We start from the raw sequence: 23050 nt of genomic DNA, 5'->3' as shown, positions 1-23050 counted from the left end.
AGCCACCTTTCGTATGTCTATTCAGGTGCCGCACGACGCAGCAGCTCGGCACTCAGCTCCTTTAGCGTGCAGTTCTGCCGACTCGCTTCGAGCGCCCTGTCATACAGGGCTTCGGCGAGACTCGCGAAGCGATGCCGCAGCTCAGCCGGCGGCCAACACACTGGAGCAGGCAGAAAAGCCCGCGCGCTCAACTCGCGGGCTTGGGTTCCCTGAGCAAGTGAGGACAGCTCGGCGCTCCGCGACCTGATCTCGTGAAGCAGCCACCAGCGATCGACCGTCTCGGCCGGCCTCAATGCGAGTACGCCGCGGCCTGCCACCACCGGTACCTGGTTGATCGCAGCCTGGACCTCGCCCGCCTTGGCAACCACGAGCACGCTCCCCGGAGCACAGACGTGGCCCGGGTCACCACCCAACGCTTTCTCCGTCCGGTCGAGGTAGGGCAAGGGATTCTGCAGCACATCTGCAGGCGCCAGCCATGCCGTCCCCGCCCCTTCCACCGTCAATGACGCGGGCTTCGCCGCCACACCGGTCCTGGCCTGGGCGACATCATTGAAGGAGCGCTTGTCCCAAAGCTGCCGTTCCTTAGCCATTGCAGCGAAATGCGCACCCGCCAGCGCAACAGCGTCTTTCGCGATCCGCTCGTTGACATCCAGCTTGTCCTCGATGGTCCGTACCGCGTACAGAATCAGGTCACGTCGCTCAACCGGTGGCAAGGGAACCGGCATCCTCCTCAGCGCTGCCAAGCTCAACGTTTGCTGCACGGTCCCTGAGGCGTTCTCCGCACACCAGGCACGTGCGGGCGGCATGGCAAGCCACACACGGAGCCACTCTGCAAGACCAGGGTCAGAACAGCGCACAACGGCAACCGAGCGCGCCACGTTCCATGCCGCTTGGTGAGCCTTGATTACCGCCGCCTCACCGACACGACCGACCAGCACGACCACCACGTCGCCACACCGCAGGCGGGTTCGCGCGTGAGCTTCCTCGACCGCTCGACTGATCAGCACTTGGGCTGCAGCCCTTACACGGCCGCCCTCGATGTCGCCGGCACGCAGCATGGGAATGCCGCTGTCTTCATGGCGCCCGGGCCGGTTGACGCCGTAACCGACCACCTCCACGCCCGGCAACTCCTCCAGCGTGCTCCACTCCCAACCGCGCGGGACGTGCGGGAAGAGCTCACGTGACAGTTCATTCATCACAGTTGCCCCAGGATCCCGCGGAGCCGCGCATCCAATCGTTCAGCCTCGGCAAAGTGGTCTAGCAGCTCGCGGGTCAGCTCCTCGATACGATCTCCGCCCCCGTCGTCCGCCGTCTCGACGAGGGCGGCACCGGCATACCGGTTGGGCATGAGGTCGAATTCCTGGATTTCGATCTCATGGATTCCGACCGATCGGCACCACCCCGGTACGTCCTCGTACTCCCCGCCCTTCCAGGCAACGTAGGTGTCGGAGATACGGTCGCTGTCCTCACGGGACAGTTCGCGGCGTCCTCGGCTGACAACCGTGCCCAGCTCACGTGCATCGATGAACAGGACCTTGCCACGGTGTTGCGGTGCCTTGGCAGCGCTGAAGAACCAGGCACATGCCGGGATCCGGGTATGAGGAAAGAGGCCAGCGGGAAGGGCCACCAGGCAATCGAGTACGTCGTCCCTGACAAGAGCTTCCCGAATACTGCGTTCAGCCATCCGTGCGCCCGAGGCCGCACCATTCGCCAGCAGTATTGCGCCCCGCCCCTGATGTGACAGCTTGCTCAGCACATGTTGGACCCATGCGAAGTTCGCATTCCCTTTCGGCGGGACTCCGTACCGCCACCGGGGGTCGTACTCAGCTACCCCATCGTTCCAACGGGACATGTTGAACGGGGGGTTGGCGAGCACGACGTCGAAGGTCTTCCCGAAGAAAAGATCCTCGCGAAGGCTGTCGGCCGATCGCGCACCAAGGTCCCCTTCGAGACCATGCACGGCCAGATTCATCAACGCCACGCTTCGTGCTTCCGCGTTGACCTCCTGGCCGCCAAGTTCTACGTGTGCATGGGGGCCGTACCTCTCCCGAACGTATTGAGATGCGGCAACGAGAAACCCGCCCGAGCCGCAGACAGGGTCGAAGACCTGATCGCCTGCCTCGGGCTCCAGCATGTCGACGAGCAGGCTGACGATCCCACGAGGGGTGTAGTACTCACCCCCGGAACGGTCAGCCGAAAACCTCTGCAGGCAGGCCTCGAAGAAGTCGGCAGGTCGATCCGTACCGTCGACCCAGTCGATTAGCTGTCGTAGTCCGGACTCCGCCTCCTCGGGGAGCTTGGCAAAGTCAGGCCCCTCATCGAGGAGTCCTGGGTACCGCCAGGCCCATGCCGTCCATGCCCGCTCAACCTCCCGCCTTGCCGACGCATGAGCACGCCGCACGTCGACTACGAGATCTTGCCAGCGGGGACCGTCCTCTACAGGCCCATCATCAGGTGCACCAGACAGGGCACGTAGGAAGATGACGGCAAGGAGGAGCCGCCTCCCTTCCTCCACAGGCGACGAACCGCGCAGACAATCCATGGCCCGCCCCACCCAGGCAGAGGCTTCCGTCTTCTTCGCCATCGTCACGTCACACGCTTCCGTTCCTGCGTCAGGGACCACCCCTCATCATCCCCCCACCTTCGCTCACCGCCGGAGGAAGGTCATGATCGCCAACGCCAGCATCATGAGGACGATGAAGGCTCCACCCCCCACCCCGACCGCCTGGCGGACGGGGTCTCCGAGCGCATACATGACGATGCCCGCTATGAGTGCGAAGGACAGCGACGCGAACGCCGCCGTGATGACGCCATGCACACCCGGCCCAGACTGATTCACCAACACCCACCCCTCAAGTAGCCGCCGACGAGACCGGGCGACCTCACTGGCGCCCCACCTCGCCTGAGTACACGAGGACACTAGCACACGAAGCATGCCGTTTGGGATTCTCCAGCATGCCGTTTGGGATGCAGCCAAGGTGCATGCCGAAGAGGCAGGGAGGAAAGTAATTAAGTAAGTAGGTGTTGAATGATTGAACTAACGAAGCGGGCCCCGACCTCTCAGAGGTCGGGGCCCGCTTGCGTCATGCGGTGGGCGGAGGGGAGGGCGGCGGCGGTGTCGCCACCGCCGCGGCCTCCTCGGGCGTGACGTCCAGCCTCGCCCGCGCCGCGTTCTCCTTCGCGTACGCCCGTAGGTATCCGACGACCGCGTTGGTCACCGCCACCAGCGGCACCGCGACCACCGCGCCGCCGATGCCGGCGACCAGGGACCCGGCCGCCACCGAGAGGACCACCGCCAGCGGGTGGACACGCACGGCACGGCCGAGGATGAAGGGCTGCAGGACGTGGCCCTCGATCTGCTGCACCGCCAGGACCACCACCAGCACCATCGCCGCCGTGAACACATCCCGCGTCACCAGCGCCACGACGACCGCGAGCGCTCCGGAGACCACCGCACCGACGAGCGGGATGAAGGCGAACAGGAAGATGAACACGGCCAGCGGCACGGCCATGGGCACGTCCAGGAAGAACAGCCCTATGCCGATGAAGACGGCGTCGATCAGGGCCACTATCACCGTGCCGCGCACATAGGCCGTCAGCGTCGCCCACGCGCGCGGGCCCGCGCCCGCCACGCCCTCACGCGCCGCGGCCGGCACCAGCTTGAGCAGCCACTGCCAGATCCTGGGGCCGTCGTAGAGCAGGAAGAGGGTGCTGAACATCGCGAGCAGGATGCCCGTCAGCACCTCGAGGATGACCTGGACGCCCTCTATGCCCGCCGAGGTGATGTCCTTGGTGTTGGTGCCGATCGCCTCGCTGAGCTTGTCGGCGATGTTGTTGATCTGGTCCTCGGTGACGTGGAACGGGCTGTTGAGCAGCCAGCGCTTGAGCTCCGAGATACCGTGCTGCACCTGCTTGGACAGGTCGTCGAGGTTCTCGGTGACCTGCCACACCACGAACCAGCCGACCAGGCCCATGACGACGAAGCCCGAGACGAACGTCATCGCGGTGGCGAGCCCGCGCGGCACACCGCGCCGTTTCAGCCATCCGACGGTCGGCTGCAGCAGCGCCGTGATCAGCAGCGCGGCGACGAACGCGAGCACCACCAGGCGCACGGCGCTGATCACCCGCATCAGCACCCAGAGGGTGCCGGCCAGGATCAGCAGCCGCCAGCCGACCTCGGCCGCGACCCGCACGCCCCAGGGGACGGCGGCGACCGGATCGGGCCGTGGACCGGCCCCGGCGGGCGCGCCGCCGGCCGGCGTGGGGACGTGCTCGGGTACGGACATGATGGCCGGATCCGGGTCGGGGTCGGGAGCTGACGGGCGCACAGGCGCGGACCGGGGCACGGGTTCGGGCCCGCCGTCCGGCTCCGTACCCGCCTTGCGGGCGTCGAGCCGTTCGGCGAGCCGTATCAGCCCCGTACCGAGGCCGTCGACCCATCGTGGCAATCTGGACATTCTTCTTCCTCTACCCCCACTCCCCCGTGACCATCCGCGTCGACGTTACCTCTCTCAGGACAGCCCGAAGCCCCCGGCCGGTTCGGCCGGGGGCTTCGACAGCTGTATGGGGTAACGCTCAGGGGCCTAGTACCAGTGATTGGCCTGCCAGAACGACCAGGCGCCGCAGGGGCTGCCGTAGGACTCGTTCATGTAGCCGAGGCCCCACTTGATCTGTGTGGCCGGGTTGGTGCGCCAGTCGGCGCCCGCGGAGGCCATCTTGCCGGCGGGCAGCGCCTGGACCAGGCCGTACGCACCCGAGGACGGGTTCGTGGCGGTGTAGTCCCAGGTGCTCTCGTTGTTCACGATGTTGCTGAAGCACTGGAACTGGTCCGAGGGGATCATCTGCCGGGCCATGGCCTGGACCTCGGCGACCGAGTAGGAGCCCTTGACCGCGAACGAAGAGGCGTCACGCGTGGCCGAACGGCTGCTGACCTCTTCCTTGTCGCGCTCCTTGGCCTTCTCCTCGGCCTCCTTCTTCTTCGCCGCTTCCTCCGCGGCTTCCTTCTTCGCGGTGGCGTCCTCGGCGGCCTGCTTGCGCGCGGCCTCCTCGGCGTCCTTCTTCGCGGCGGTGTCGGCGGCCTCGGCCTGCGTGTCCGCCTGCTGCGTGAGGGAAGCGGTCTGTGCCTGGACGTTCTGTCCTGCGGGGAGGTCCGCGAGAAGCGTCGCGTCGGCAGCGGTGGCCTCGACCCGGTCGGTCGCGCCCTGTTCGTTGCCCGCGGCGACACCGACGACGGCGCCTACGGTGGTGACCGCGGTGGCAGAGGCCACGGCGAATCCCCGGACAGAAATCCGGCTCACACGTTTTCCTTCCAGCATCGCCCGCATGGGTGACCTCGCGGACGCGATCGTGCCCCTGGCGCTGGCCTCCCCTTGCACCGGGCCCGCGAGCGGGACCGGCCGGTCACTGGAGGCACGGACCCGTGGGCCCTCCCGCGAGGGAGGTCCGCATGTACTCGGGCGGCATACGGCGACGCTGTTCAGTTGTGCTGGTGAAGCACTGCCCCTGGAGGGGTGCAAGTGCCGTATGCGGGGCCTGACAGGACCCAGACTCTGCCGGAACGGCACGCTCGGAGGCAATTCCCGGTCACGTGGGAAAGCTCACACTCCGTTTACTCCTGCGCTTTCCCGGAAACCTCCGCGCGGCACGACAACGCGCGGCTAAGCTCCTTGGCTTCGCCGCGCGCCGCCGCCGTACGTAGTCGTACGTAGCTCTTCAGGCCGCCTCAGACCGCTCAGATACGGCCGTCCTCCAGCATTTCGGTCACCAGCGCCGCGATGGGCGAACGCTCCGAACGCGTCAGCGTCACGTGCGAGAAGAGGGGATGGCCCTTGAGCTTCTCGACCACGGCGACCACCCCGTCGTACCGCCCGACGCGGAGGTTGTCGCGCTGCGCCACGTCATGCGTGAGCACCACCCGGGAGTTGGCGCCGATCCGCGACAGCACGGTCAGCAGGACGTTGCGCTCCAGCGACTGGGCCTCGTCGACGATGACGAACGCGTCGTGCAGCGACCGGCCGCGGATGTGGGTGAGCGGCAGGACCTCCAGCATGCCGCGCCCCACGACCTCCTCGATGACCTCGGAGGTCGTCACCGCCGAGAGCGTGTCGAAGACGGCCTGGGCCCACGGGCTCATCTTCTCCGCCTCGCTGCCCGGCAGATAGCCCAACTCCTGCCCGCCGACCGCGTACAGCGGACGGAAGACCATCACCTTGCGGTGCTGCCGGCGCTCCAGCACGGCCTCCAGTCCGGCGCACAGCGCCAGCGCCGACTTGCCCGTACCGGCCCGGCCGCCCATGGAGACGATCCCGATCTCGGGGTCCAGCAGCAGGTCCAGCGCCACGCGCTGCTCGGCGCTGCGTCCGTGGATCCCGAACGCCTCGCGGTCCCCGCGCACCAGCCGCACCGAACCGTCCGCGGCGACCCGGCCGAGCGCCTTGCCGCGCTCGGACTGCAGCACCAGGCCCGTGTGCACCGGGAGTTCGGCTGCCTCGGGTACGTCCACGCGCTCGGCGGCGTACAGTTCGTCCACCTGCTCGGCCGTGACGGCGAGCTCCGCCATGCCGGTCCAGCCGGAGTCGGTGATCGCCAGCTCGGCGCGGTACTCCTCGGCCAGCAGTCCGACGGACGACGCCTTGATCCGCAGCGGCAGGTCCTTGGAGACGACGGTGACGTCGTACCCCTCGGCCTGGAGGTTGCGGGCGACCGCGAGGATGCGCGAGTCGTTGTCACCGAGGCGGTAGCCGGCCGGCAGTATGCCGGGGTCCGAGTGGTTGAGCTCCACCCTGAGCGTGCCGCCCAGCTCGCCGGTCGGGATCGGCGAGTCGAGCCGGCCGTACTGCACCCGGTACTCGTCCAGCAGGCGCAGGGCCTTGCGGGCGAAGTACCCGAGCTCGGGGTGATGCCTCTTGGCCTCCAACTCCGTGACCACCACCACGGGCAGCACGACCTCGTGCTCCTCGAAGCGGGACATGGCTCCTGGATCGGCCAGCAGGACGCTGGTGTCGAGGACATAGGTGCGCCGGTCGCCATCACGGCGCTGCTTGCTGGTCACCACGGGTGGACGAACCCCCTCGTGCAGAGGTAAGGGCGCGCCGACGTCGTGAGGGACGAGGGCGCGGGGAACGGCCGGGTCCATGCCCTTCCAGGAGGGGCCGGCCGACCGGCCCGCCGCGGCGGCCGTGCGGACGCTGTGGTCCGCTCGGTCCGTACGGTCGTCGTCCTGGTGCAAAGGGCCTCCCGGGCAGGCGGCCCCATGCCGCCCGCTGGCAGAGCGACGGTCCCAGTTCCGACCGTCGGCCTGCAGGGGATATTCCCGCTGGACCGCTTGCCCATGCAACGGCATATGCGACGAGCAGGTGAACGATTGATCCACCGTTACTCGTACTGCCGTACCACCCTTACTCGAACCGGCGTTCCGTCAGTTCCCGTACCTGCGGTGTCGCGCGGCGTAATCCCGCAGCGCCCGGAGGAAGTCGACCTTGCGGAAGGCGGGCCAGAAGACTTCGCAGAAGTAGTACTCGGAGTGGGCGCTCTGCCAGAGCATGAAGCCCGACAGCCGCTGCTCGCCGCTGGTGCGGATGATGAGGTCCGGGTCGGGCTGGCCGCGCGTGTAGAGGTGCTTGGTGATGTGGTCGACGTCGACCATCTCGGCCAGTTCCTCGAACGAGGTGCCGTTGTCGGCCGCCTCCAGGACCAGGGAGCGGACCGCGTCGACGATCTCCTGGCGGCCGCCGTAGCCGACGGCGACGTTGACCAGTATCCCGTCGACGCCGACGGTGTCCTGCTCGGCCTCCTTCAGCACGGACTGGGTGCGGTCCGGCAGGAGATCGAGCGTGCCGACGTGGTGCACGCGCCAGCGGCCGTCGGCGGCCAGGCCGCGCACGGTGTTCTCGATGATGTTCAGCAGCGGGCCCAGCTGGTCGGCGGGGCGGTCGAGGTTGTCCGTGGAGAGCATCCAGAGCGTGACGACCTCGACGTCGGTCTCGGCGCACCAGCCGAGCAGCTCGGAGATCTTGTCCGCGCCGGCCTGGTGGCCCTGCTCGAGCGTACGGCCGTCCGCACGCGCCCAGCGGCGGTTGCCGTCGAGGATGACGCCGATGTGCTTGGGCACCTGGGCGTGGTCGAGGCGGCCTTCCACCCGGCGTGCGTAAAGCCTGTACACCAGGTCGCGCAACTTCACTCTTCCTGCCCCTCCATGCCACGGCGGTCGCCCCGAGGGCGCCACACTACTGCCAGCGTGTCGCGAGGACCCAACTAGGCCCGTCACAGGACCGTGATAGTCAGATGCACATGACCGATCCCTCGCTCTACCGCGCGGCCGAAACGCGCTACGACTCCATGGAGTACCGGCGCACGGGCCGCAGCGGGCTCAAGCTGCCCGCAATCTCCCTGGGACTGTGGCACAACTTCGGCGACGACCGCACCCTCGACTCGCAGCGGGCCATCCTGCGCCGGGCCTTCGACCTGGGGGTGACCCACTTCGATCTGGCCAACAACTACGGGCCGCCGCCCGGGTCCGCCGAGCTGAACTTCGGCAAGCTCTTCGCCCAGGATTTCCGGCCCTACCGGGACGAACTCATTCTTTCGACCAAAGCCGGCTATCTGATGCATGCCGGCCCGTACGGCGAGTGGGGCTCGCGGAAGTACCTGCTGTCCTCCCTGAACGCGTCGCTGGCCCGGATGGGTGTCGACTATGTCGACATCTTCTATTCGCACCGGTTCGACCCGCACACGCCGCTGGAGGAGACGATGGGCGCCCTGGCGTCGGCCGTCCAGCAGGGCAAGGCGCTGTACGCGGGCGTGTCGTCGTACAGCGCGGAGCAGACCCGTGAAGCCGCGCGGCTGCTGCGCGAGATGGGGGTGCCGGCCCTCATCCACCAGCCGTCCTACTCGATGATCAACCGCTGGACGGAGGACGACGCGCTGCTGGACACCCTGGAGGACGAGGGCATGGGCTGCATCGCCTTCGCGCCGCTCGCCCAGGGGCTGCTCACCGACAAGTACCTCTCCGGCATCCCGGAGGGCTCGCGGGCCGCCCAGGGCAAGTCCCTGGACCCGGCGCTACTGACCGACGAGGTCGTGCGGCGGCTGCGCGGCCTGAACGAGATCGCCGCGGGGCGCGGCCAGTCGCTGGCGCAGCTGGCGCTGAACTGGGTGCTCCGGGACGAGCGCATGACCTCGGCGCTGATCGGGGCGTCCAGCGTGAGCCAGCTGGAGGCCAACATCGCCGCGCTCGGCGCGCCGCCCCTGCAGAAGGCGGAGCTGGCCGAAATCGATGCCCTGGCGGTCAGCACCGAGGGCGTCAACATCTGGGCCCGCCGCGGAGATTCCTAGATCAACTCAAGCGCGACACGGGTCCGGCCCGGCGTGTCTTCACGATCAACTCGCCACCTTCGCACGCTTCGACACGGAGAGTGATCGGCAGGCAAGAAAAACGGGCCGGTCCGTGGGGGGGATACGGACCGGCCCGAGGGGGGGTTTCCACCATAACCGGTCCGAGGCCGTGCTTCGTGCACCGGCGGGGGTGACAATGCGTGGCGCGCTGACTTGCGGCCGCCCAATTGATCTTGAACGCGGGGGCGCGGAGGGGTGCTTCGAGGTCCGTCGAGCCCTTCAGCGCTGGGCGAAGGCGCAGAACCAGCCATCCGGTTCGCTCAGGGAATCCCGCCTCCGAGCCTTCCGAAAATGTCTTGCAAATTCATCATCGGCTTGACGTGATTCCCGACCTCATTGACGTCGGACGCGCGTCGACCGGTGGCTCGCCGTCATCACGCCGCCATGATCCGCTGCGCGCTCACGCCCGTATGGCCACCTTTCGCGGCATTTCTTCCGGGGTGTGATCCGGCCGCTCGCGCCGCAGCAGGTCGGGGACGAGCGTGGCGACGCCGGCCAGGGCCATGGCGGCACCCAGCCACAGCGGGGACCGGAGGCCGAAGTGGCCGATGGCCACTCCGCCGACCGAGGAGCCGATGACGATGCCGAAGGTGATGAAGGAGGAGTGGATGGTGTTGACCAGCGGCCGGGCGTTTCCGGTCCGCTGGACGCGCGTGACCATGGCCGGATTCATGGTGACGCCGACCAGGCCGATGCCCAGCATGAAGATCACGGCAGGCACGCTCAGATGGGCCAGCAGGGCGAATCCCACGAGGAAGAAGAAGTTCAGCACCAGGCCGCACAGCAGGACGGGCAGGGCGTGCCGGTCGGCGAGCCGCCCGACGATGCTGTTGCCGATCACCGTGGCGGCGCCGTAGGCGATGAGCAGCAGCGGGACGGTGCCGGCGGCGAACCCGGTGACCTCGGTGAGGATGGGGTTGAGGTAGCTGAAGGCGCAGAACGTCGCGCCGATGACGCAGGTGCTGGTGGAGAGCACCCGCCACAGGGTGCGGTTGCGGAAGACACCCAGCTCCTGGCGGAGGCTTCCGCCGCCTTCGGCGTGATCCAGCTTCGGTACGCCGACGGCCGTGCACAGCGCGGCGATCACCGTCAGGACGGCTATGGCCCAGAAGGCCGCGCGCCAGCCGAGGTGCTCGCCGATCAGTGTGGACAGCGGAAGGCCGAGCAGCGTGCCCAGCATCAGCCCGTTCAGGGTGACGGCGATGGCCCGGCCCCGCACCTCCGGGCGGGTGAGCTGGGCACACATGGAGAGGGAGACACCGAAGAACGCCTGTGAGGCCACTCCCGTGATGACGCGCGCCACGACCATGACCGCGTAGTCGGAGGCGGTGGCGGCCAGCACATTGCCCGCGAGGAAGACCGCGAAGAGCACCGACAGCGCCTGCTTCGGGCGCAGCTTCGTCACGGCCACGGTCAGGAACGGCCCGCCGAAGGCCATGGCGACCGCGAAGGCGGTGATCAGATAGCCGATCTGCGGGATGGTGACGTGCAGCCCGTCGGCCATCTGGGGCATCAGTCCGGCGACGACGAACTCGCTGGTCACCATGGCGAACACGCCAAGGGCCAGCACATATACAGCGCGGGGCACGGTACTCCTTGGTTTTGTATCGATCAGTTCAAAACAAGCCCATGGAAAGGCCGGAAGGGAGGGGTGAGGAAGGAGGGGGAAGAAGGGGAAACCGGGGGATGTGGGGGAACGGGGGAAGAAGGGGGATACCGGGGGAAGCGGGTGAAGCGGGTGAAGCAGGGGTGGGCGGCGGGGTCAGATCGCGGCGAGCGCCGTCCGGGCGACGCTCTCCAGGACGGCCCGGTCGGCGCCGGCGCGGGCCGAGACCCGGATGCCGCTGACGGTGGCGATCACGAAGTGGGCCAGGGCGCGGGCGTCCTTGGCGGGGTCGATGTCGCCGCTGCGCCGTCCGGCGTCGAGGGTCGCGGTGAGGGCGTCGAGCCGGAGCCGGTAGTCGCGCTCCAGCGCGTGCGCCACCTCGGCGTCACGATCGGCCAGTTCGACGGCGGTGTTGACGAAGAAACACCCCCGCCCGCGCTCGACCTCCTCGTCCACGACCCGCTCGAAGATGCCGCGCACCTTCTCACGCGCCGTCAGGTCACCTTCGAGCAGCTCGGTCAGCTCGCCGGTCCGGCGCTCCATATAGAGGGAGAGGGCCCGGCGGAAGAGATCGCGCTTGCTGTGGAAGGTGTTGTAGATGCTGCTGCGGCCCAGGCCGGTGGCCTCGCACAGATCCTGGGTCGAGGTCGCCTCGTATCCGGCGGTCCAGAACGCCTCCAGCGCGGCGTCGACCGCCCGCTCCTCGTCGAACTTCCTCGGTCGGGCCATGACCCGACCGTAACAGTTTTTGGATCAACCAGTCCAATACCCTCCTCCCGCCACCCCCAGCCATGCCCCCGCGAGTAGGAAGGGCCCCAGCGGCATCACCGACGCCCGCCGCGTGGCCATGAGCACCGTCCCGTAGAGGGAGCCGAGCAGGAGCCCCGCGAACGCCCCCAGCGCCAGCACCCACCACCCGTACCACCCCAGGACGCATCCCAGCCCCGCCGCCAGCTTCACGTCCCCGAAGCCCAGCCCGCTCGGGTGCAGCAGGAACAGAGCGAGGTACGCGCCGCCCAGCACGAGCCCGCCCATCAGCGCCCGCGGCCAGGACCCGGCCGCCCCCGGTATCAGCGCCGCCACCCCCAGCAGCCCGGCCACGCCCAGCGCCAGCGGCAGCGTCAGCACGTCCGGCAGCCGCCGCACCGACCAGTCCACCCCTGCAAGCAGCACGCCCACCGGCGCCGCCGCCCACCACACCCCGAGCTCCGGGCGCGCCCCCACCGCCGCCGCGAGCCCGCCGCACAGCGCGGCGGTCACCCCGGCCGGCCACAGCGCCCCCGGCCCGTACCTCCCCCGGCACACCCCGCACCGGGCCGGGCCCAGCCACCCGCCGACCGCGTGCCCGCACTCCCCGACCGCCCGCCACCCCTCCTCCGGCTCCACGGCCAGTCGGTACCGGGCGCGCGGGACCAACGCCCCTGCCACGGCGCCGTACAGAGCGCCCATCACGATCAACAGCCAGTCCATGCACCGAGATTACGGACGAACGCCACCCTCCGCTTCACCCTGTGGATAACCTTCCGGCATGGCCGACTGGCAGGACGGATTCGCCCAACTCCACATCACAGACGCCCCCCTGGCCCCACCGCACTCCCCGATCGCGGCGACGTCACGGATTCCCCTGGAGATCGCCGCCTCCTACCGGGCCCGCACCCGCGGCCTTCTCGGCCGGGACTCCGTCGAGGGAGCCCTGCTGCTCACCCCCGCGAGCAGCGTCCACACCTTCCGGATGCGCTTCCCCATCGACGTGGCCCATCTGTCCCGGGACCTCACCGTGCTGTCCGTCCGCACCATGCGCCCCGGCCGCCTGGGCGCCCCACGGCTCAGGGCGCGCCATGTCCTGGAGGCCGAAGCGGGGGCGATGGCGCGCTGGGGTCTACTTCCCGGCGTACGCGTCGCCATCGGGCCGCGCTGACTCAGCCGTCCCGGCGGCGCGCGATCAGCGCCCAGGCGCCGAGCCCCACCAGCAGCGCCGACCCGGTCCCGATGCCCGCGTAGCCGATGACCCTCATCCGTTCGTTCTTGCGGGCGCCCGCCGCGACGAGCTCACCGCCGACGCCGCCGCCCTGCGTCTTCCCGAACCCCTGCTCCGCCCTGCGCGCGCCGGCCACGTCGACCCGCAGGGTGACGGGCACCCGCCCGTCGCGCGTCGCCTGCCGCACCTTGGGGTTCAGGCTGACCTGCAGGTAGTACCAGCCCGCGAAGCGCATGCCGCGCGCGGCTTCCCCGCCGTTGCCACTGCCGTACGCCGCCGGGGGCGTGGCCAGGGAGACGGTCGTGGGCTTGCCCTGGTAGGGGCCGGTCTTGTTCATGACGTACCCCCGGGCCGCGTTGTTGAGCCCCAGCCGCACGCCGCTCACCACGTACGGCCCGGACGTCGGCACCGGCCCGAACTCCGCGTCGGCGAAGAGCTGTTCCCCCGCGTCGACGGAGACCCGGTAGAAGCGGGTCTCACCGGGCCGCAGCTCGTCCTTCCATACGCCCGCACGCAGCTCGGCGGCGTCGTTGAACCCGGTCCCGCCCACGACCGGCTCCCCCTCGCCCGGCGGCAGCTTGGACGGCGCCTGCGAACTCCAGGTCCCGGGCGCCGTCGGACCGTCGGCCTCACCCTTCTGTGGCGGCTCCGCCGTGTATTTCAGCTCCACCGGCACCGCCGAACCGTCCCCGCCGCCCGCGTCCCCCCGCTCCACCACGAACCGGTACACCCCGGCCGCCCCACAGGCCCCGCCCGCCTTCACGATGCGCTCGGCGTAGTCGGCGACGGGGTAGGCGCCCCCGGCCGACAGGAACGAGCGGTGTCGTACCGCGCCGCACGAGGTCCCGTCCGCCGCCTGCAAGGACACGTCGATGCCGTCCCGCAGCCCCATCGACGTGCCGGGCGCCGGCGCCGCGACAGCGGAGACGTAGGCGCTGGACTGTGCGTCCAGCTCCACGTTGTAGTACTTCCTCTCCCCGGGCTTCAGGCTGTCGGTGTACGTACCGGCGCCCGCCTTGAGCAGGGGCGCGTCCGCCCCGCCGCCCGACCCGCGCACCGCGATCGCGCCCGGCGCCACCCGGTACGCGCCCACGTCCTCGGCCCTCCCGACGGCCCCGGCCTGCCCGGCACCCCCCACGAACACGCAGAACGCCGTCGCCGCGCCGACGAGCCCGCCCCTCATGTCCCGCCTCCCTCACCGCCGCTCCCCTACCCCTCCAAGCGGCCCATCCTGCCCTGGTACCCACGGGGTGCGCGACCGTTCGCCCCGGTCGGCTGCGGCCCGGCAGTACGGGGCTCACCCCGCCTCTCCGCCCAGAGTGAATACAGCGAACTCCTGGGCTTAGCGGTCGTTCGCCTTATATGACGACACGCAAGATCGCTGCCTTTGTGGTGTTGGCCGCAGCGGCGGGGATGAGCCTCACCACTGCCGCCTCTGCCCACGCCACTACGATCATCGGCGGCTTCAACGGCACGTACTACAACGCCTGCAGTAACAACGACGGCCAGGTCAAGGGGATGACCAAGCAAGACGCCGGCTCGGCCGGTGGCCTTGTCCTCGAAGTGCCCCTCACCGGCCCGACCAACCAGTGCGGAAACCTGGGACTGCGACAGGAGAACCCCCGCTCCGGCAACCGCTCTCAGGGTGGCCAGGGTGCTCAGGGCGCTTCCCAAAGTGCCCAGGGGGCACGGACCAGGTAGAGGCTCAACAGGTTCAAGCTCAGCGGCGGGCCCTGCCGAAGGCGGCGGCACCGGCGCGGGGCAGGTTCACCCACACCCTGGTCCCCTCCCGCATGGGCGCCGGCTTGTCGATGCCCCAGCTTCCACCGCACTCGTGCACCACGCACGCCAGCAGATAGAGCATCTTGTTGCGGCGGGCCGTGCACTGGGCCGTGTACCGGGGGTCGGCGTGATTGGTGTGCGGGTCCCACAGCACGATGCGGACGCCTTCGTCCTTCCACCCGAGGGTGAGGTAGAGGATCTTGCCGGGCTCGAACATCGCCGCACACGCGACGAGTTCGCCCGCGGCTTGCAGAGCGGGCGCCTCCAGCTCGGTGAGACCGTGCGCCCGTAGGGCGTTGTACACATTGCCGCGCGCTACGGACGCGGCGTGCGGTTCGCCGGGGATGGCGTAGCTGTAGGCGAGGGTGGACGGCTCCCGCAGGGCGGTGGGGGTGTGACGGAGGTGCTCGGCCGGTTCCCGGGTGGCCGGGGTGACGAGTGGGCAGAGGCTCGCGGATACGGATACCGGTACGGACATGCGGCGGCTCCCGGAGTGGGGTGGGCGATTGTTGGGCCTCGCGCAGGCGCCTTGGCCGACGCCGGTGGCTTGTCTCCCTGACGCGGGCACACACCCCTCCCAGGGCAGGAGGATGCGGGCATGCTCGCGGATGCGCTTCCGGCTGACGCGGGGCTTTACGCTGCAGGACGGAAGCTAGCGAGGTGCGTGACACGCGTGCCACATTTTTGGTGGATCGTTGCCCCGATCGGGTGATGGGCAGGTGACTGTGTACGAGCGACTCCCTCAGCCCTGTAGGAAGGGGGCATGCCTCCCAGGAAGACACCCACCGAGCGCCAGCGACGACTCGGCGCTGAGCTGCGAAAGATGCGCACCGCTGCCGGTCTGTCGACCGACTACGCCGCCGGACTGCTCGGCGTCGACCGAACGAAGATCTCCAACATCGAGTCCGGCGTCCGAGTCATCACGCCGGATCGGGTGCGGACACTCGCCTGCAACTACGCCTCCAACAACAGCGATTACATCGAGGCGCTGGCCACAATGGCCGGAAGCAGGGAGCGAGGCTGGTGGGAGCAGTTCAGGGGGACTTTGCCTGCCGGGCTACTGGATATCGCCGAGTTGGAGTGGCATGCGGTACGGGTACAGACGTCACAGGTGATGCACCTTCCCGGCCTGCTCCAGACCGAGGACTACGCTCGGTCGATCTTCGAGGCAGTGCTTCCCCGCTTGCCGAGACTGGAGGTGGAGCTTCGCGTGGCACACCGGATGCAGAGACGGCAGGTCTTCGAACGCTCGGAACCGCTCGACTACGTGGGGTTCATTCATGAGGCAGCGCTTCGCATGCAGTTCGGCGGCAGGAGCGTAGCCAAGAGCCAGCTGAACTACCTCATCGAGATGTCGGAACGTCCCAACATCCTGCTTCGCGTTGTACCCGTCGGCACCGGGGCGTTCCCCGGCGCAGGACATGCCACCTTGTATGCCGAGGGCCCCGTAAGACAACTGGACACGGTCCAGGTCGATTCGGAGGCTGGCCCAGACTTCATCCATGCCGAATCACAGCTCATCAAATACCGTACGCACCTCGACTGGATGGATACGGCTGCCCTGAGCGCAGCGCACTCGCGAGACTTTATGCGCACGGTTATGCACGACCTATAAGGAAGGCACCTATGAGCCACATTACGTGGGAAGCCCCCTTCTGCGGCGAGGGGAACAACTGCTTCAGAATAGGCACCGACACCGCCGGCAACGCCTACATAGCCGTCAACGGCGCCGAAGACCAGCACCTCACCGACACCCGCGAAGCGTTACGCGCTCTCATCCACGACATCAAAGCCGGCAAGGCTGACCACCTGCTCTGAGGAGCCCCCATGCCCGACGTCATCTGGGAAGAGCCGTACTGCGGAGAGGGAAGCGCCTGCTTCCGCATCGGGACCGACAACAGCGGCAACGCCTACATAGCCATCGCGGGCGCCGAGGACCACTACCTCACCGACACCCGCGAAGCGTTACGCGCCCTCATCCACGACATCAAAGCCGGCAAGGCCGACCACCTCTTGTGACCGACCCCAACGTCGTCAGGGCCTCAGCACACCGTCGAGCTTGTCCCAGAGGGACCAGGCGCCGCCGGGGGATTTCTGCCAGCTGTGCCATACGCCTCCGGTCCTGTCGACGCCGAACAGTTCCACGCGCCCGTCGGCGTTGGTCTCGGCGGCAACCTGGGTCAGCGCGCCGTCGAACTTCTCCCAGGGAGACCAGGCGCCGGCGGGAGAGGTCTGCCAGCGGTGCCATACGCCTCCGGTCTTGTCGGCGCCGAACAGTTCCAGCCGTCCGTCGCGGTTACGAGCCGCGGCAACCGACGTGAGCCCGCCGTCGAACTTCTCCCAGGGGGACCAGGCGCCGCCGGGGGACGTCTGCCAGCGGTGCCACACGCCTCCGGTCCTGTCGACGCCGAACAGCTCCACACGCCCGTCGGCGTTGGTCTCGGCGGCAACCCGGGTCAACGAGCCGTCGAACTTGACCCAGCCGGACCAGCCGCCGCCGGGGGAGGTCTGCCAGCGGTGGAACACGTCCTGGTTGCCATCGGTGCCGAACAGCTCCAGCCGTCCGTCGGCGTTACGAGCAAGGGCGACCGATGAGAGCACGCCCTCGAGCTTCTGCCAGTTCGACCAGCCGCCCCCGGCGTACTGCCAGCGGTGGTACACGCCGCCCCAGTCATTGTTGCCGAACAGCTCCACTCGCCCATCCGCATTGGTCTCGGAGGCGAGGGCGATCAGACGGCCGTCCATCGTGCCCCAGCTCGTGTAGTTGACACTGCCGGGGAGGGCCTGCCGGCGGTGGAACACGTTGCCGCCGGGATCGACGCCGAAGAGCTCCAGGCGTCCGTCCGCGTTACGAGCCGCGGCAATCGAGGAGCCGAAGATCGGCTCGTCGGCGGAGGCGGTGTCCGGCACCGCGACCAGTAATGCCACAACCGCTGCTGAGGCCAGCAGCCGTGCCTGGAAAGTCCCGACCAGCCGACGGATGCGCCCGATCCCCTTCCGTGATCTTTCCCGCATGTGAGTGCCCTTCATCATGAGGCATGCGCGAATGAAGCAACCATCCTCGTTCAGACGGGAGTTAACCGTCCAGACGCTGGTCCGTTCCGTTACCGCGTTCCAGTCGGCTCACGTCTCTCCTGGATATGGCCCGTTTCCGTGTTCCGACATCCCGAAGTGCCGGGATTTCCTTGCTGCCGGAACCAATCCCCGTGCAGGCTCGGGCCGTTCAGGCACCGCAGGACACCGACATGGAGAAGGAGCACCTTCCTTGACCACTCGTCTTCGACATGGCACCGGCCCGCGGATGGTAATGGCGCTGATGGCGGCGCTGTGCGGGATCATCGGTACCACCGCGCTCGGTACGGCACCGGCGGCGGCTGCCGATCAGCGTCATGCGATCTACGCCATCGCGCACCGGGTCAACACCCTGGACGGCGTGGACGCCGCGCTCAAACATGGGGCCAATGCCATCGAGATCGACGTCTGCGCCTGGTGGAATCCGAACGAATGGCGCGCGTATCACGACTGTTCCTCGGCCGGTGACACCCGGTACGGCCCCAGCTTCGACAGCATGATCGACCGCATAGTCTCCAACGCCAAAGCCGGGCGCCGGTTGAGCCTGGTCTGGCTGGACATCAAGGATCCCAACTACTGCGGGGAAGCACCGAACCGTGCGTGCAGCGTCGCCGGTCTGCGCGACAAAGCGCAGAGGCTGACGGCTGCCGGGATACAGGTGCTCTACGGTTTCTACGAGTACCACGGCGGCAACAACCCGGACGTCGGCGGCAGAGGCTGGAAGAGCCTGGAAGGAAAGCTCGGCAAACTGGAGGGCATCACGACGACCGGCACGCGCGATCGGGTCCGGAGCGCCTTCAACCGGTCCGGTTCCGGTTTCCCGGCCGGTCGACGGGTGATGGACTACGGCGACACCAATATCCCCAACGGGTTCGGCAACTGCACGGAAGCCGGTTACAACACGTGCGCGGAATTGAAGAAGGGCGCCGCAGACCGTGCCGCCGGACAACTCGCCGCCACGCTGTCCTGGACGGCCACCTACAACGACCCGTGGTACGTCGACAAACTGCTGGGCGATGCGCGTGTCGACGGCATCATCGCGGGCTACGGCCACTTCACCGGGGAGCACGAGTACGACAACAGCTGGCAGTGCGCCAACGCCATCAACCTCATCCGCGACTGGGTGAACCGCCACAGCGCCACCCATCGCATGGCCACCAGCGGTGACCGCCTGTTCAGGTAGTGGACAGACCCCGGATCCGTCGGCCGGGATCACGGCCGACGGATCCTCCCGCGATCCCGTGCTCCGCGCGGACGTCGCCGGGCGCCTCGGCGACGACGAGACCGCGACGTCCGTCCTCGCCCGGGCCTCCGCGGTGCGCCTCACCGCGCACGAGCGGGAGTCGGTGCGCGACGACCTTGAGCGTCTCGAGGAGCTGGGGAGCTGGGGAGCTGGGAACGGCGCCTAGACTCCCCGCGTGAGCAAGCAGCCGATCTTCCGGATCGTCGACGGCGAGCGGATACCGGGCCTGTCCCGCCCCGCGTTCGTACGGAACGGCGACCACCACTACCTCGTACAGCTCGGGATCTACGCCGACGGAATGATCGACTGCTGGGAGCTGCTCACGCTCGAGGAGTTCGCCGCCGACCTGCGCCGGGGCCGGGTCGTGACGAGGTTCGAGGAGGGGGCGCGGGCGGCGGTTCACGAGACGGTCGAGTGGGAGTTCAGCAAGGTCAACGGGCATCTCACGCCCGAGTCGCTGTACGCCGAGGTCCGGGACGACATCGACGACCTGAACGGCCGGCCCGACTCCACGGCCCGGGCCTGGCGCGCCCTGCAGGAGTTCCGGGCGGACCCGACCGAGGAGCGGCGGGCCGTCCTGCGCGCCGCGTACGAGGAGATCCCCGAGCACGAGCTGCACGCGGCGCTCGCGGACCACTCTGTGGGGGACGGTCCCCTGTACGACCTGGCCATGGGGCCGGGCGGGGACGTGACGTCCGAGCGGTACCAGGAGGCGCTGGACTACTTCGACGAGGAGTGGGGCGATCCGCGGGAGTGGCTCGCCCGGCAGGACCGGGCCCCGGAGCCGGCGGCCGCGACCCTCGTGCTCCACTGGCCCGACACCTCCGGCCCGTCGGCGGCCCTGCGCAACGAGTACCCGGCGCCGATCCGGATCGGGGAGGTCACCTATCCGAGCGTTCACGATGCCTGGCCGGCCATCGATCCGGCCCCGGAGGCCCGGACGGCGGTGATGGCCGCGCTCCTGCGGGCCAAGTACGACCAGCACCCCGACCTCGCCGCCGTCCTGACCGCCACGGGATCGGCCCGCATCCACTACCGGGCGAACTCCCGCGACCTCTCCGAGATCGCCTTCTGGGGCCACGAGGACGAGGGCCGCAACTGGATGGGCCGCCTCCTGGAATCCACCCGCGCCGAACTCCACGCCCGCCGCCTGGGCCTGCCGTACTGACCGGGGCGGCCGAAGCCGAATCGACTGATCACCGCCCGACTGATCACCGCCGGCCCAGCCCTCAGACGAGAAGCAGCACCTGACTTGCGAGGCTGAAGTGCAGCAGCAGGCACGTACCCCACCCCTTGGCGCCCCGCCTCCTCTGGCGGGCCACGCTCACCCATCCTGCGACCGTCAGCACCGCGACGAGTGCCAGCAGACTCCACGCCGTGATCAGCCACGGCGTGGAGAGGTCGCTCAGGTGCCTGATCAGTAGCACCGGTATGAGCAGGACCAGGGGCGCACCCCACGTGCCCTCGCCCACCTTGCCGTCGGAGGCCGGTTCGTCGGTCTTCGTGTCGTTGTTCACCCGCAGATCCTGCCTGCCCTACCGGCCCCGCGGGAAGCCCCGGCCCCTACCTCCGCGGGAAGCTGACCTCCACCCGGCGGTTCTTGCGCCGTCCGTCCTCCGTCGTGTTGTCGGAGATCGGGTACTGCTCGCCGTACCCCCGGATCTCGTAGCGGATCGCCGCCGAGCCGAGGTTCTTCGCCAGCTGCCGCTGCACCGCGTTGGCGCGCTCCTTGGACAGGGCGACGCCGTGGTCCGCCGAGCCGAGGTTGTCGGTGAATCCGAAGATGCGCAGGGCCGTCGCGTGCTGCTTCTTGACCTCGCTCGCGATGGCGCCGATACGGGCGTTCGCCGCGCCGCTCAGTTCGGCGCTGTCCTTGTCGAAGAGGACCTCGGCCTGCAGGGCGAAGGTGACGTTGACGTTGGTGTCCTCACGGCGTTCCTCTCCGCCGTCCGTTTCGACGACGGACTTGATGTCGAGGACGCGGCCGGGCGCCAGCTTCGCGCCCGAGCGCAGCTTGAGGCCGGACGCGCCGGCGTCGATCTTCACCGGTGGGGTGGTGTCGGCGGGGCTGCCGGGCCCGCTGTCCGCGTACGCGGCCGTGGTGGCCAGAAGGACCGTGGCCAGGGCCGTGACCGTGCCGTGGAGGATCGTCGACGGCATCGGACCTCACCCCGAAATCTTGATGCGGACGGATGGCATGGTCGGCAGCTGGAAGTCGACCTCCCTGACGTCGTCGGGCGGCGCCGGGAACTGGGCGAAGATGGCGCGGCTCTCGTCGGGGCGGATGCCCACGAGGCCCGTGGTGCACAGGCATTCGCCGTCCGTGTCGCGCAGGACGAGGTACCGCTTCTTGCCGGCCTGGTCGATCAGCGAGGCCCCGGAGACCGAGGACTGGGACTTCAGCTCCGTCTCCTTCGAGCGCCACGTCAACGGGGTGTACGGCTTGGTGCCCCGGTTGGCGACCGTGCCGTTGACCGTGACGAAGCCGCCCTTGTCGCGCACCGCCGAGTGGAGGGTGACGACGATGCCGTCCGGGCCCTTCAGTTCGCCGATCGTCTCCGTCGGCCGGGGCGCGGGCGCTTCCGTGGCGGCCCCGGTCCGGGCGGCGGCGGTGCCCTTCGCCGGGCCCAGGTCGACCTTCTTCTCGGCGCCGTCGCCTTCGCCCCCGCAACCGGCCACCGCGAGGGATATGACGACCGCGAGCGCCGCTCCGGCCCTGGCCATCCTCGAGCTCATGGGTACGTTCCTTTGCTGGTCGGTCGGCGGTCAGTCGGCGAGGTGCACGGTGAACAGGTCCGTGGCCCTCACCACCGCGTCCGGGCGCTTGGGGTCGATGACCAGCGCCTTGTCGCCACAGGTGAGGTCGATGCCGGGGCGGGGGTCCGGGCCGGGGGACGGCCGGCCCTGCCCGTCGTCCGGCGGAGGAGTGCTCGGGGGCGGGGTGCCCTGCGGGCGTGGCGGAGGCTCCGCTTTCGGCGGCGCGGCCGTGCAGCGGGGGGTGACGACCGCCTTCGCCGTCGCCGTGGCGTGCCGGCGCTCGGTGCCGGGTACGGCCGACTTCCCCACCGCCCGCGCCGAGGTGACGGTCACCGTGAACGAGCCGGGCTCGGCGCCCTCGTCGCAGGTGATGTCCGGCCGGGCGCCGTTGAGGTCCGCGTAGGCGGCCGCCGCCCGGCAGGCCCGCCCGGCTTCCGCGCCCCGGCCGGCGAGCCATTCGGCCCAGCCGCCACCCGTGCCCACGGCCGCGAGGAGGCCGGTGTGCAGCTGGTCCCGGTAGTCCTGGGCCGCTGCCAGGGCGGCGGCGTCGGCGGCGGTCTGCGTACCGTTCTTGGTCGCCCCGGCCTGGCCGACGGCGAAGAAGACGAGCGCGAGGAAGAGCAGTGCGGCCACCGCCGTGATGTACAGCGGGAACGCCTGGCCCGCGTCCGGCCCGCCACCCCGGCGGGTGGGGCGGATGGGGCGGATGCTGCGGGCGCGGCGGCTCAGCCGGTGATCTGCGTGATCTTGTTGGTGATGGCGGTCGCGATCATCGTGCCGAAGTCCGTCGTCATCAGCACCAGGATGATCGCCACGACGACCGCGATGATGCCCAGGTACTCGATCGAGGTCTGGCCGCGATCGTCCCCGCGGCGTCCACGGTCCTGCCGCAAGCGCTTCCGCATCGGCTCCGGCATCGGCTTCCGCATCATCTTGCCCTCCATGGGCGGTGTCCGCCGGACCGCTGCGGGCCGGCGGGAGAGTCACTGCGCGAGTACGACTCCATTCCCTTCCCCCATAAGGCAGTTGGGACACCATGGGTCTCACCCCCGCTCGGCCGCGCCCTCGGACGTCGAATGTCCCACATCCGATTGCAGGCGCGAAGGCCCTTCACGGTCTTTACGCATTTCCACCGACACGGGCCCCCGGCCCGGCGGCGGAGCCGTTCCCGCCCCCTCCGAACAGGGGGCGGGGTGGTGCGGTGATATGTGCTGGGAAG

At 69.1% G+C, this 23050-nt stretch carries 26 protein-coding genes and 1 pseudogene; 9 read left to right on the top strand and 18 right to left on the bottom strand.

Annotated elements, in window-relative coordinates:
• Positions 1 to 17: 17 nt before the first annotated feature.
• The 7 genes from ABZ956_RS01035 to ABZ956_RS01005 all read right to left on the bottom strand — a co-directional run bounded on the left by ABZ956_RS01035 (position 18) and on the right by ABZ956_RS01005 (position 8179).
• The gene (locus ABZ956_RS01035; protein ID WP_361885066.1) at positions 18 to 1196 is read right to left on the bottom strand and encodes a hypothetical protein; all 1179 of its coding nucleotides are present in this window, start codon (positions 1194 to 1196) and stop codon (positions 18 to 20) included.
• Entirely contained in the window at positions 1196 to 2584 is a 1389-nt protein-coding gene (locus ABZ956_RS01030; protein WP_361886611.1) for an N-6 DNA methylase, read from the bottom strand. The genes ABZ956_RS01035 and ABZ956_RS01030 overlap by 1 nt, the downstream gene beginning before the upstream one ends.
• 63 nt (positions 2585 to 2647) lie before the next feature.
• On the bottom strand, positions 2648 to 2818 hold the full coding sequence (locus tag ABZ956_RS01025) for a hypothetical protein (protein WP_361885064.1): 171 nt from the start codon (positions 2816 to 2818) through the stop codon (positions 2648 to 2650).
• Between the two features lie 265 nt (positions 2819 to 3083).
• Positions 3084 to 4457 carry an AI-2E family transporter gene (locus ABZ956_RS01020; RefSeq protein ID WP_361885062.1) on the bottom strand — a complete coding sequence of 458 codons (1374 nt, stop codon included), beginning with the start codon at positions 4455 to 4457 and terminating at the stop codon, positions 3084 to 3086.
• A 126-nt stretch (positions 4458 to 4583) separates the two neighbouring features.
• Positions 4584 to 5315 (bottom strand): transglycosylase SLT domain-containing protein, encoded by a 732-nt coding sequence (locus ABZ956_RS01015; RefSeq protein WP_361885060.1) that lies wholly within the window; start codon positions 5313 to 5315, stop codon positions 4584 to 4586.
• Between the two features lie 416 nt (positions 5316 to 5731).
• Positions 5732 to 7054 (bottom strand): PhoH family protein, encoded by a 1323-nt coding sequence (locus ABZ956_RS01010; RefSeq protein ID WP_361886608.1) that lies wholly within the window; start codon positions 7052 to 7054, stop codon positions 5732 to 5734.
• A gap of 363 nt (positions 7055 to 7417) precedes the next feature.
• Entirely contained in the window at positions 7418 to 8179 is a 762-nt protein-coding gene (locus tag ABZ956_RS01005; RefSeq protein WP_361885058.1) for an isoprenyl transferase, read from the bottom strand.
• A 110-nt stretch (positions 8180 to 8289) separates the two neighbouring features.
• Here ABZ956_RS01005 and mgrA point away from each other — a divergent pair, with 110 nt between their 5' ends.
• Positions 8290 to 9333, top strand: a complete 1044-nt coding sequence (gene mgrA / locus ABZ956_RS01000; RefSeq protein ID WP_361885056.1) for an L-glyceraldehyde 3-phosphate reductase — start codon at positions 8290 to 8292, stop codon at positions 9331 to 9333.
• A gap of 460 nt (positions 9334 to 9793) precedes the next feature.
• Here mgrA and ABZ956_RS00995 read toward each other — a convergent pair whose 3' ends face one another.
• From ABZ956_RS00995 to ABZ956_RS00985, 3 genes are all read right to left on the bottom strand, one after another.
• Positions 9794 to 10981 carry an MFS transporter gene (locus ABZ956_RS00995; protein WP_361885054.1) on the bottom strand — a complete coding sequence of 396 codons (1188 nt, stop codon included), beginning with the start codon at positions 10979 to 10981 and terminating at the stop codon, positions 9794 to 9796.
• A gap of 174 nt (positions 10982 to 11155) precedes the next feature.
• Positions 11156 to 11728 carry a TetR/AcrR family transcriptional regulator gene (locus tag ABZ956_RS00990; protein ID WP_361885052.1) on the bottom strand — a complete coding sequence of 191 codons (573 nt, stop codon included), beginning with the start codon at positions 11726 to 11728 and terminating at the stop codon, positions 11156 to 11158.
• Positions 11729 to 11752: 24 nt separating this feature from the next.
• Positions 11753 to 12469: an A24 family peptidase gene (locus ABZ956_RS00985; protein ID WP_361885050.1), complete on the bottom strand. Its 717-nt coding sequence runs from the start codon at positions 12467 to 12469 to the stop codon at positions 11753 to 11755.
• A 58-nt stretch (positions 12470 to 12527) separates the two neighbouring features.
• Between ABZ956_RS00985 and ABZ956_RS00980 the strand changes: the two genes are divergently transcribed.
• Positions 12528 to 12917, top strand: coding sequence for a DUF192 domain-containing protein (locus tag ABZ956_RS00980; RefSeq protein ID WP_361885048.1), 390 nt, complete (start codon positions 12528 to 12530; stop codon positions 12915 to 12917).
• Between the two features lies 1 nt (position 12918).
• Here ABZ956_RS00980 and ABZ956_RS00975 read toward each other — a convergent pair whose 3' ends face one another.
• Complete coding sequence (locus tag ABZ956_RS00975) at positions 12919 to 14160, bottom strand: hypothetical protein (RefSeq protein WP_361885046.1); 1242 nt, start codon at positions 14158 to 14160, stop codon at positions 12919 to 12921.
• A 179-nt stretch (positions 14161 to 14339) separates the two neighbouring features.
• Between ABZ956_RS00975 and ABZ956_RS00970 the strand changes: the two genes are divergently transcribed.
• Complete coding sequence (locus tag ABZ956_RS00970) at positions 14340 to 14678, top strand: hypothetical protein (RefSeq protein ID WP_361885044.1); 339 nt, start codon at positions 14340 to 14342, stop codon at positions 14676 to 14678.
• Between the two features lie 19 nt (positions 14679 to 14697).
• Here the strand turns inward: ABZ956_RS00970 and ABZ956_RS00965 are convergent, their stop codons facing one another.
• A complete protein-coding gene (locus ABZ956_RS00965) occupies positions 14698 to 15237 on the bottom strand; it encodes an ATP-binding protein (protein WP_361885042.1) in 540 nt (179 codons plus the stop codon).
• 285 nt (positions 15238 to 15522) lie between these two features.
• On the opposite strand from ABZ956_RS00965, the gene ABZ956_RS00960 reads away from it, so the two are divergent.
• The 3 genes from ABZ956_RS00960 to ABZ956_RS00950 are packed head-to-tail and all read left to right on the top strand — an operon-like array spanning position 15523 to position 16778.
• Complete coding sequence (locus ABZ956_RS00960) at positions 15523 to 16374, top strand: helix-turn-helix transcriptional regulator (protein ID WP_361885041.1); 852 nt, start codon at positions 15523 to 15525, stop codon at positions 16372 to 16374.
• A gap of 11 nt (positions 16375 to 16385) precedes the next feature.
• Complete coding sequence (locus ABZ956_RS00955) at positions 16386 to 16577, top strand: hypothetical protein (protein ID WP_361885039.1); 192 nt, start codon at positions 16386 to 16388, stop codon at positions 16575 to 16577.
• A 9-nt stretch (positions 16578 to 16586) separates the two neighbouring features.
• Entirely contained in the window at positions 16587 to 16778 is a 192-nt protein-coding gene (locus ABZ956_RS00950) for a hypothetical protein (protein WP_361885037.1), read from the top strand.
• A 15-nt stretch (positions 16779 to 16793) separates the two neighbouring features.
• Here the strand turns inward: ABZ956_RS00950 and ABZ956_RS00945 are convergent, their stop codons facing one another.
• On the bottom strand, positions 16794 to 17687 hold the full coding sequence (locus ABZ956_RS00945; RefSeq protein WP_361885035.1) for a tectonin domain-containing protein: 894 nt from the start codon (positions 17685 to 17687) through the stop codon (positions 16794 to 16796).
• 337 nt (positions 17688 to 18024) lie between these two features.
• Here ABZ956_RS00945 and ABZ956_RS00940 point away from each other — a divergent pair, with 337 nt between their 5' ends.
• From ABZ956_RS00940 to ABZ956_RS00930, 3 genes and pseudogenes are all read left to right on the top strand, one after another.
• On the top strand, positions 18025 to 19014 hold the full coding sequence (locus tag ABZ956_RS00940) for a phospholipase (protein WP_361885033.1): 990 nt from the start codon (positions 18025 to 18027) through the stop codon (positions 19012 to 19014).
• A 58-nt stretch (positions 19015 to 19072) separates the two neighbouring features.
• Positions 19073 to 19240: pseudogene (locus tag ABZ956_RS00935) on the top strand (VOC family protein); the annotation flags it as partial.
• Between the two features lie 9 nt (positions 19241 to 19249).
• On the top strand, positions 19250 to 20242 hold the full coding sequence (locus tag ABZ956_RS00930) for an NADAR family protein (RefSeq protein WP_361885031.1): 993 nt from the start codon (positions 19250 to 19252) through the stop codon (positions 20240 to 20242).
• Positions 20243 to 20303: 61 nt separating this feature from the next.
• On the opposite strand, the gene ABZ956_RS00925 is transcribed toward ABZ956_RS00930, so the two are convergent.
• Genes ABZ956_RS00925 through ABZ956_RS00905 form a run of 5 tightly spaced genes read right to left on the bottom strand, consistent with a single transcriptional unit; the run spans position 20304 to position 22736 of the window.
• Entirely contained in the window at positions 20304 to 20591 is a 288-nt protein-coding gene (locus ABZ956_RS00925) for a hypothetical protein (RefSeq protein WP_361885029.1), read from the bottom strand.
• 46 nt (positions 20592 to 20637) lie between these two features.
• Positions 20638 to 21234 (bottom strand): OmpA family protein, encoded by a 597-nt coding sequence (locus ABZ956_RS00920; protein ID WP_361885027.1) that lies wholly within the window; start codon positions 21232 to 21234, stop codon positions 20638 to 20640.
• 6 nt (positions 21235 to 21240) lie between these two features.
• On the bottom strand, positions 21241 to 21810 hold the full coding sequence (locus ABZ956_RS00915) for a hypothetical protein (protein WP_361885025.1): 570 nt from the start codon (positions 21808 to 21810) through the stop codon (positions 21241 to 21243).
• A gap of 30 nt (positions 21811 to 21840) precedes the next feature.
• Entirely contained in the window at positions 21841 to 22530 is a 690-nt protein-coding gene (locus ABZ956_RS00910; protein ID WP_361886606.1) for a pilus assembly protein TadG-related protein, read from the bottom strand.
• A gap of 26 nt (positions 22531 to 22556) precedes the next feature.
• On the bottom strand, positions 22557 to 22736 hold the full coding sequence (locus tag ABZ956_RS00905; protein ID WP_361886604.1) for a hypothetical protein: 180 nt from the start codon (positions 22734 to 22736) through the stop codon (positions 22557 to 22559).
• Positions 22737 to 23050: the final 314 nt, after the last annotated feature.

The sequence above is a fragment of the Streptomyces sp. NPDC046261 genome, assembly GCF_040646235.1.
Taxonomy (GTDB): domain Bacteria; phylum Actinomycetota; class Actinomycetes; order Streptomycetales; family Streptomycetaceae; genus Streptomyces.
This window is presented reverse-complemented; position numbering and strand designations above follow the sequence as displayed.

Bases quoted from the DNA above. Each gene is read 5' to 3' on its own strand.
- ABZ956_RS00955 (WP_361885039.1), top strand. From the start codon at position 16,386: ATGAGCCACATTACGTGGGAAGCCCCCTTCTGCGGCGAGGGGAACAAC.
- ABZ956_RS01020 (WP_361885062.1), bottom strand. From the start codon at position 4,457: ATGTCCAGATTGCCACGATGGGTCGACGGCCTCGGTACGGGGCTGATA.
- ABZ956_RS00965 (WP_361885042.1), bottom strand. From the start codon at position 15,237: ATGTCCGTACCGGTATCCGTATCCGCGAGCCTCTGCCCACTCGTCACC.
- ABZ956_RS00950 (WP_361885037.1), top strand. From the start codon at position 16,587: ATGCCCGACGTCATCTGGGAAGAGCCGTACTGCGGAGAGGGAAGCGCC.
- ABZ956_RS00960 (WP_361885041.1), top strand. From the start codon at position 15,523: ATGCCTCCCAGGAAGACACCCACCGAGCGCCAGCGACGACTCGGCGCT.
- ABZ956_RS01035 (WP_361885066.1), bottom strand. From the start codon at position 1,196: ATGAATGAACTGTCACGTGAGCTCTTCCCGCACGTCCCGCGCGGTTGG.
- ABZ956_RS01030 (WP_361886611.1), bottom strand. From the start codon at position 2,584: ATGGCGAAGAAGACGGAAGCCTCTGCCTGGGTGGGGCGGGCCATGGAT.
- ABZ956_RS01015 (WP_361885060.1), bottom strand. From the start codon at position 5,315: ATGCTGGAAGGAAAACGTGTGAGCCGGATTTCTGTCCGGGGATTCGCC.
- ABZ956_RS00905 (WP_361886604.1), bottom strand. From the start codon at position 22,736: ATGCGGAAGCGCTTGCGGCAGGACCGTGGACGCCGCGGGGACGATCGC.
- ABZ956_RS00920 (WP_361885027.1), bottom strand. From the start codon at position 21,234: ATGCCGTCGACGATCCTCCACGGCACGGTCACGGCCCTGGCCACGGTC.
- ABZ956_RS00985 (WP_361885050.1), bottom strand. From the start codon at position 12,469: ATGGACTGGCTGTTGATCGTGATGGGCGCTCTGTACGGCGCCGTGGCA.
- ABZ956_RS00980 (WP_361885048.1), top strand. From the start codon at position 12,528: ATGGCCGACTGGCAGGACGGATTCGCCCAACTCCACATCACAGACGCC.
- ABZ956_RS00975 (WP_361885046.1), bottom strand. From the start codon at position 14,160: ATGAGGGGCGGGCTCGTCGGCGCGGCGACGGCGTTCTGCGTGTTCGTG.
- ABZ956_RS00915 (WP_361885025.1), bottom strand. From the start codon at position 21,810: ATGAGCTCGAGGATGGCCAGGGCCGGAGCGGCGCTCGCGGTCGTCATA.
- ABZ956_RS00970 (WP_361885044.1), top strand. From the start codon at position 14,340: ATGACGACACGCAAGATCGCTGCCTTTGTGGTGTTGGCCGCAGCGGCG.
- mgrA (WP_361885056.1), top strand. From the start codon at position 8,290: ATGACCGATCCCTCGCTCTACCGCGCGGCCGAAACGCGCTACGACTCC.
- ABZ956_RS00990 (WP_361885052.1), bottom strand. From the start codon at position 11,728: ATGGCCCGACCGAGGAAGTTCGACGAGGAGCGGGCGGTCGACGCCGCG.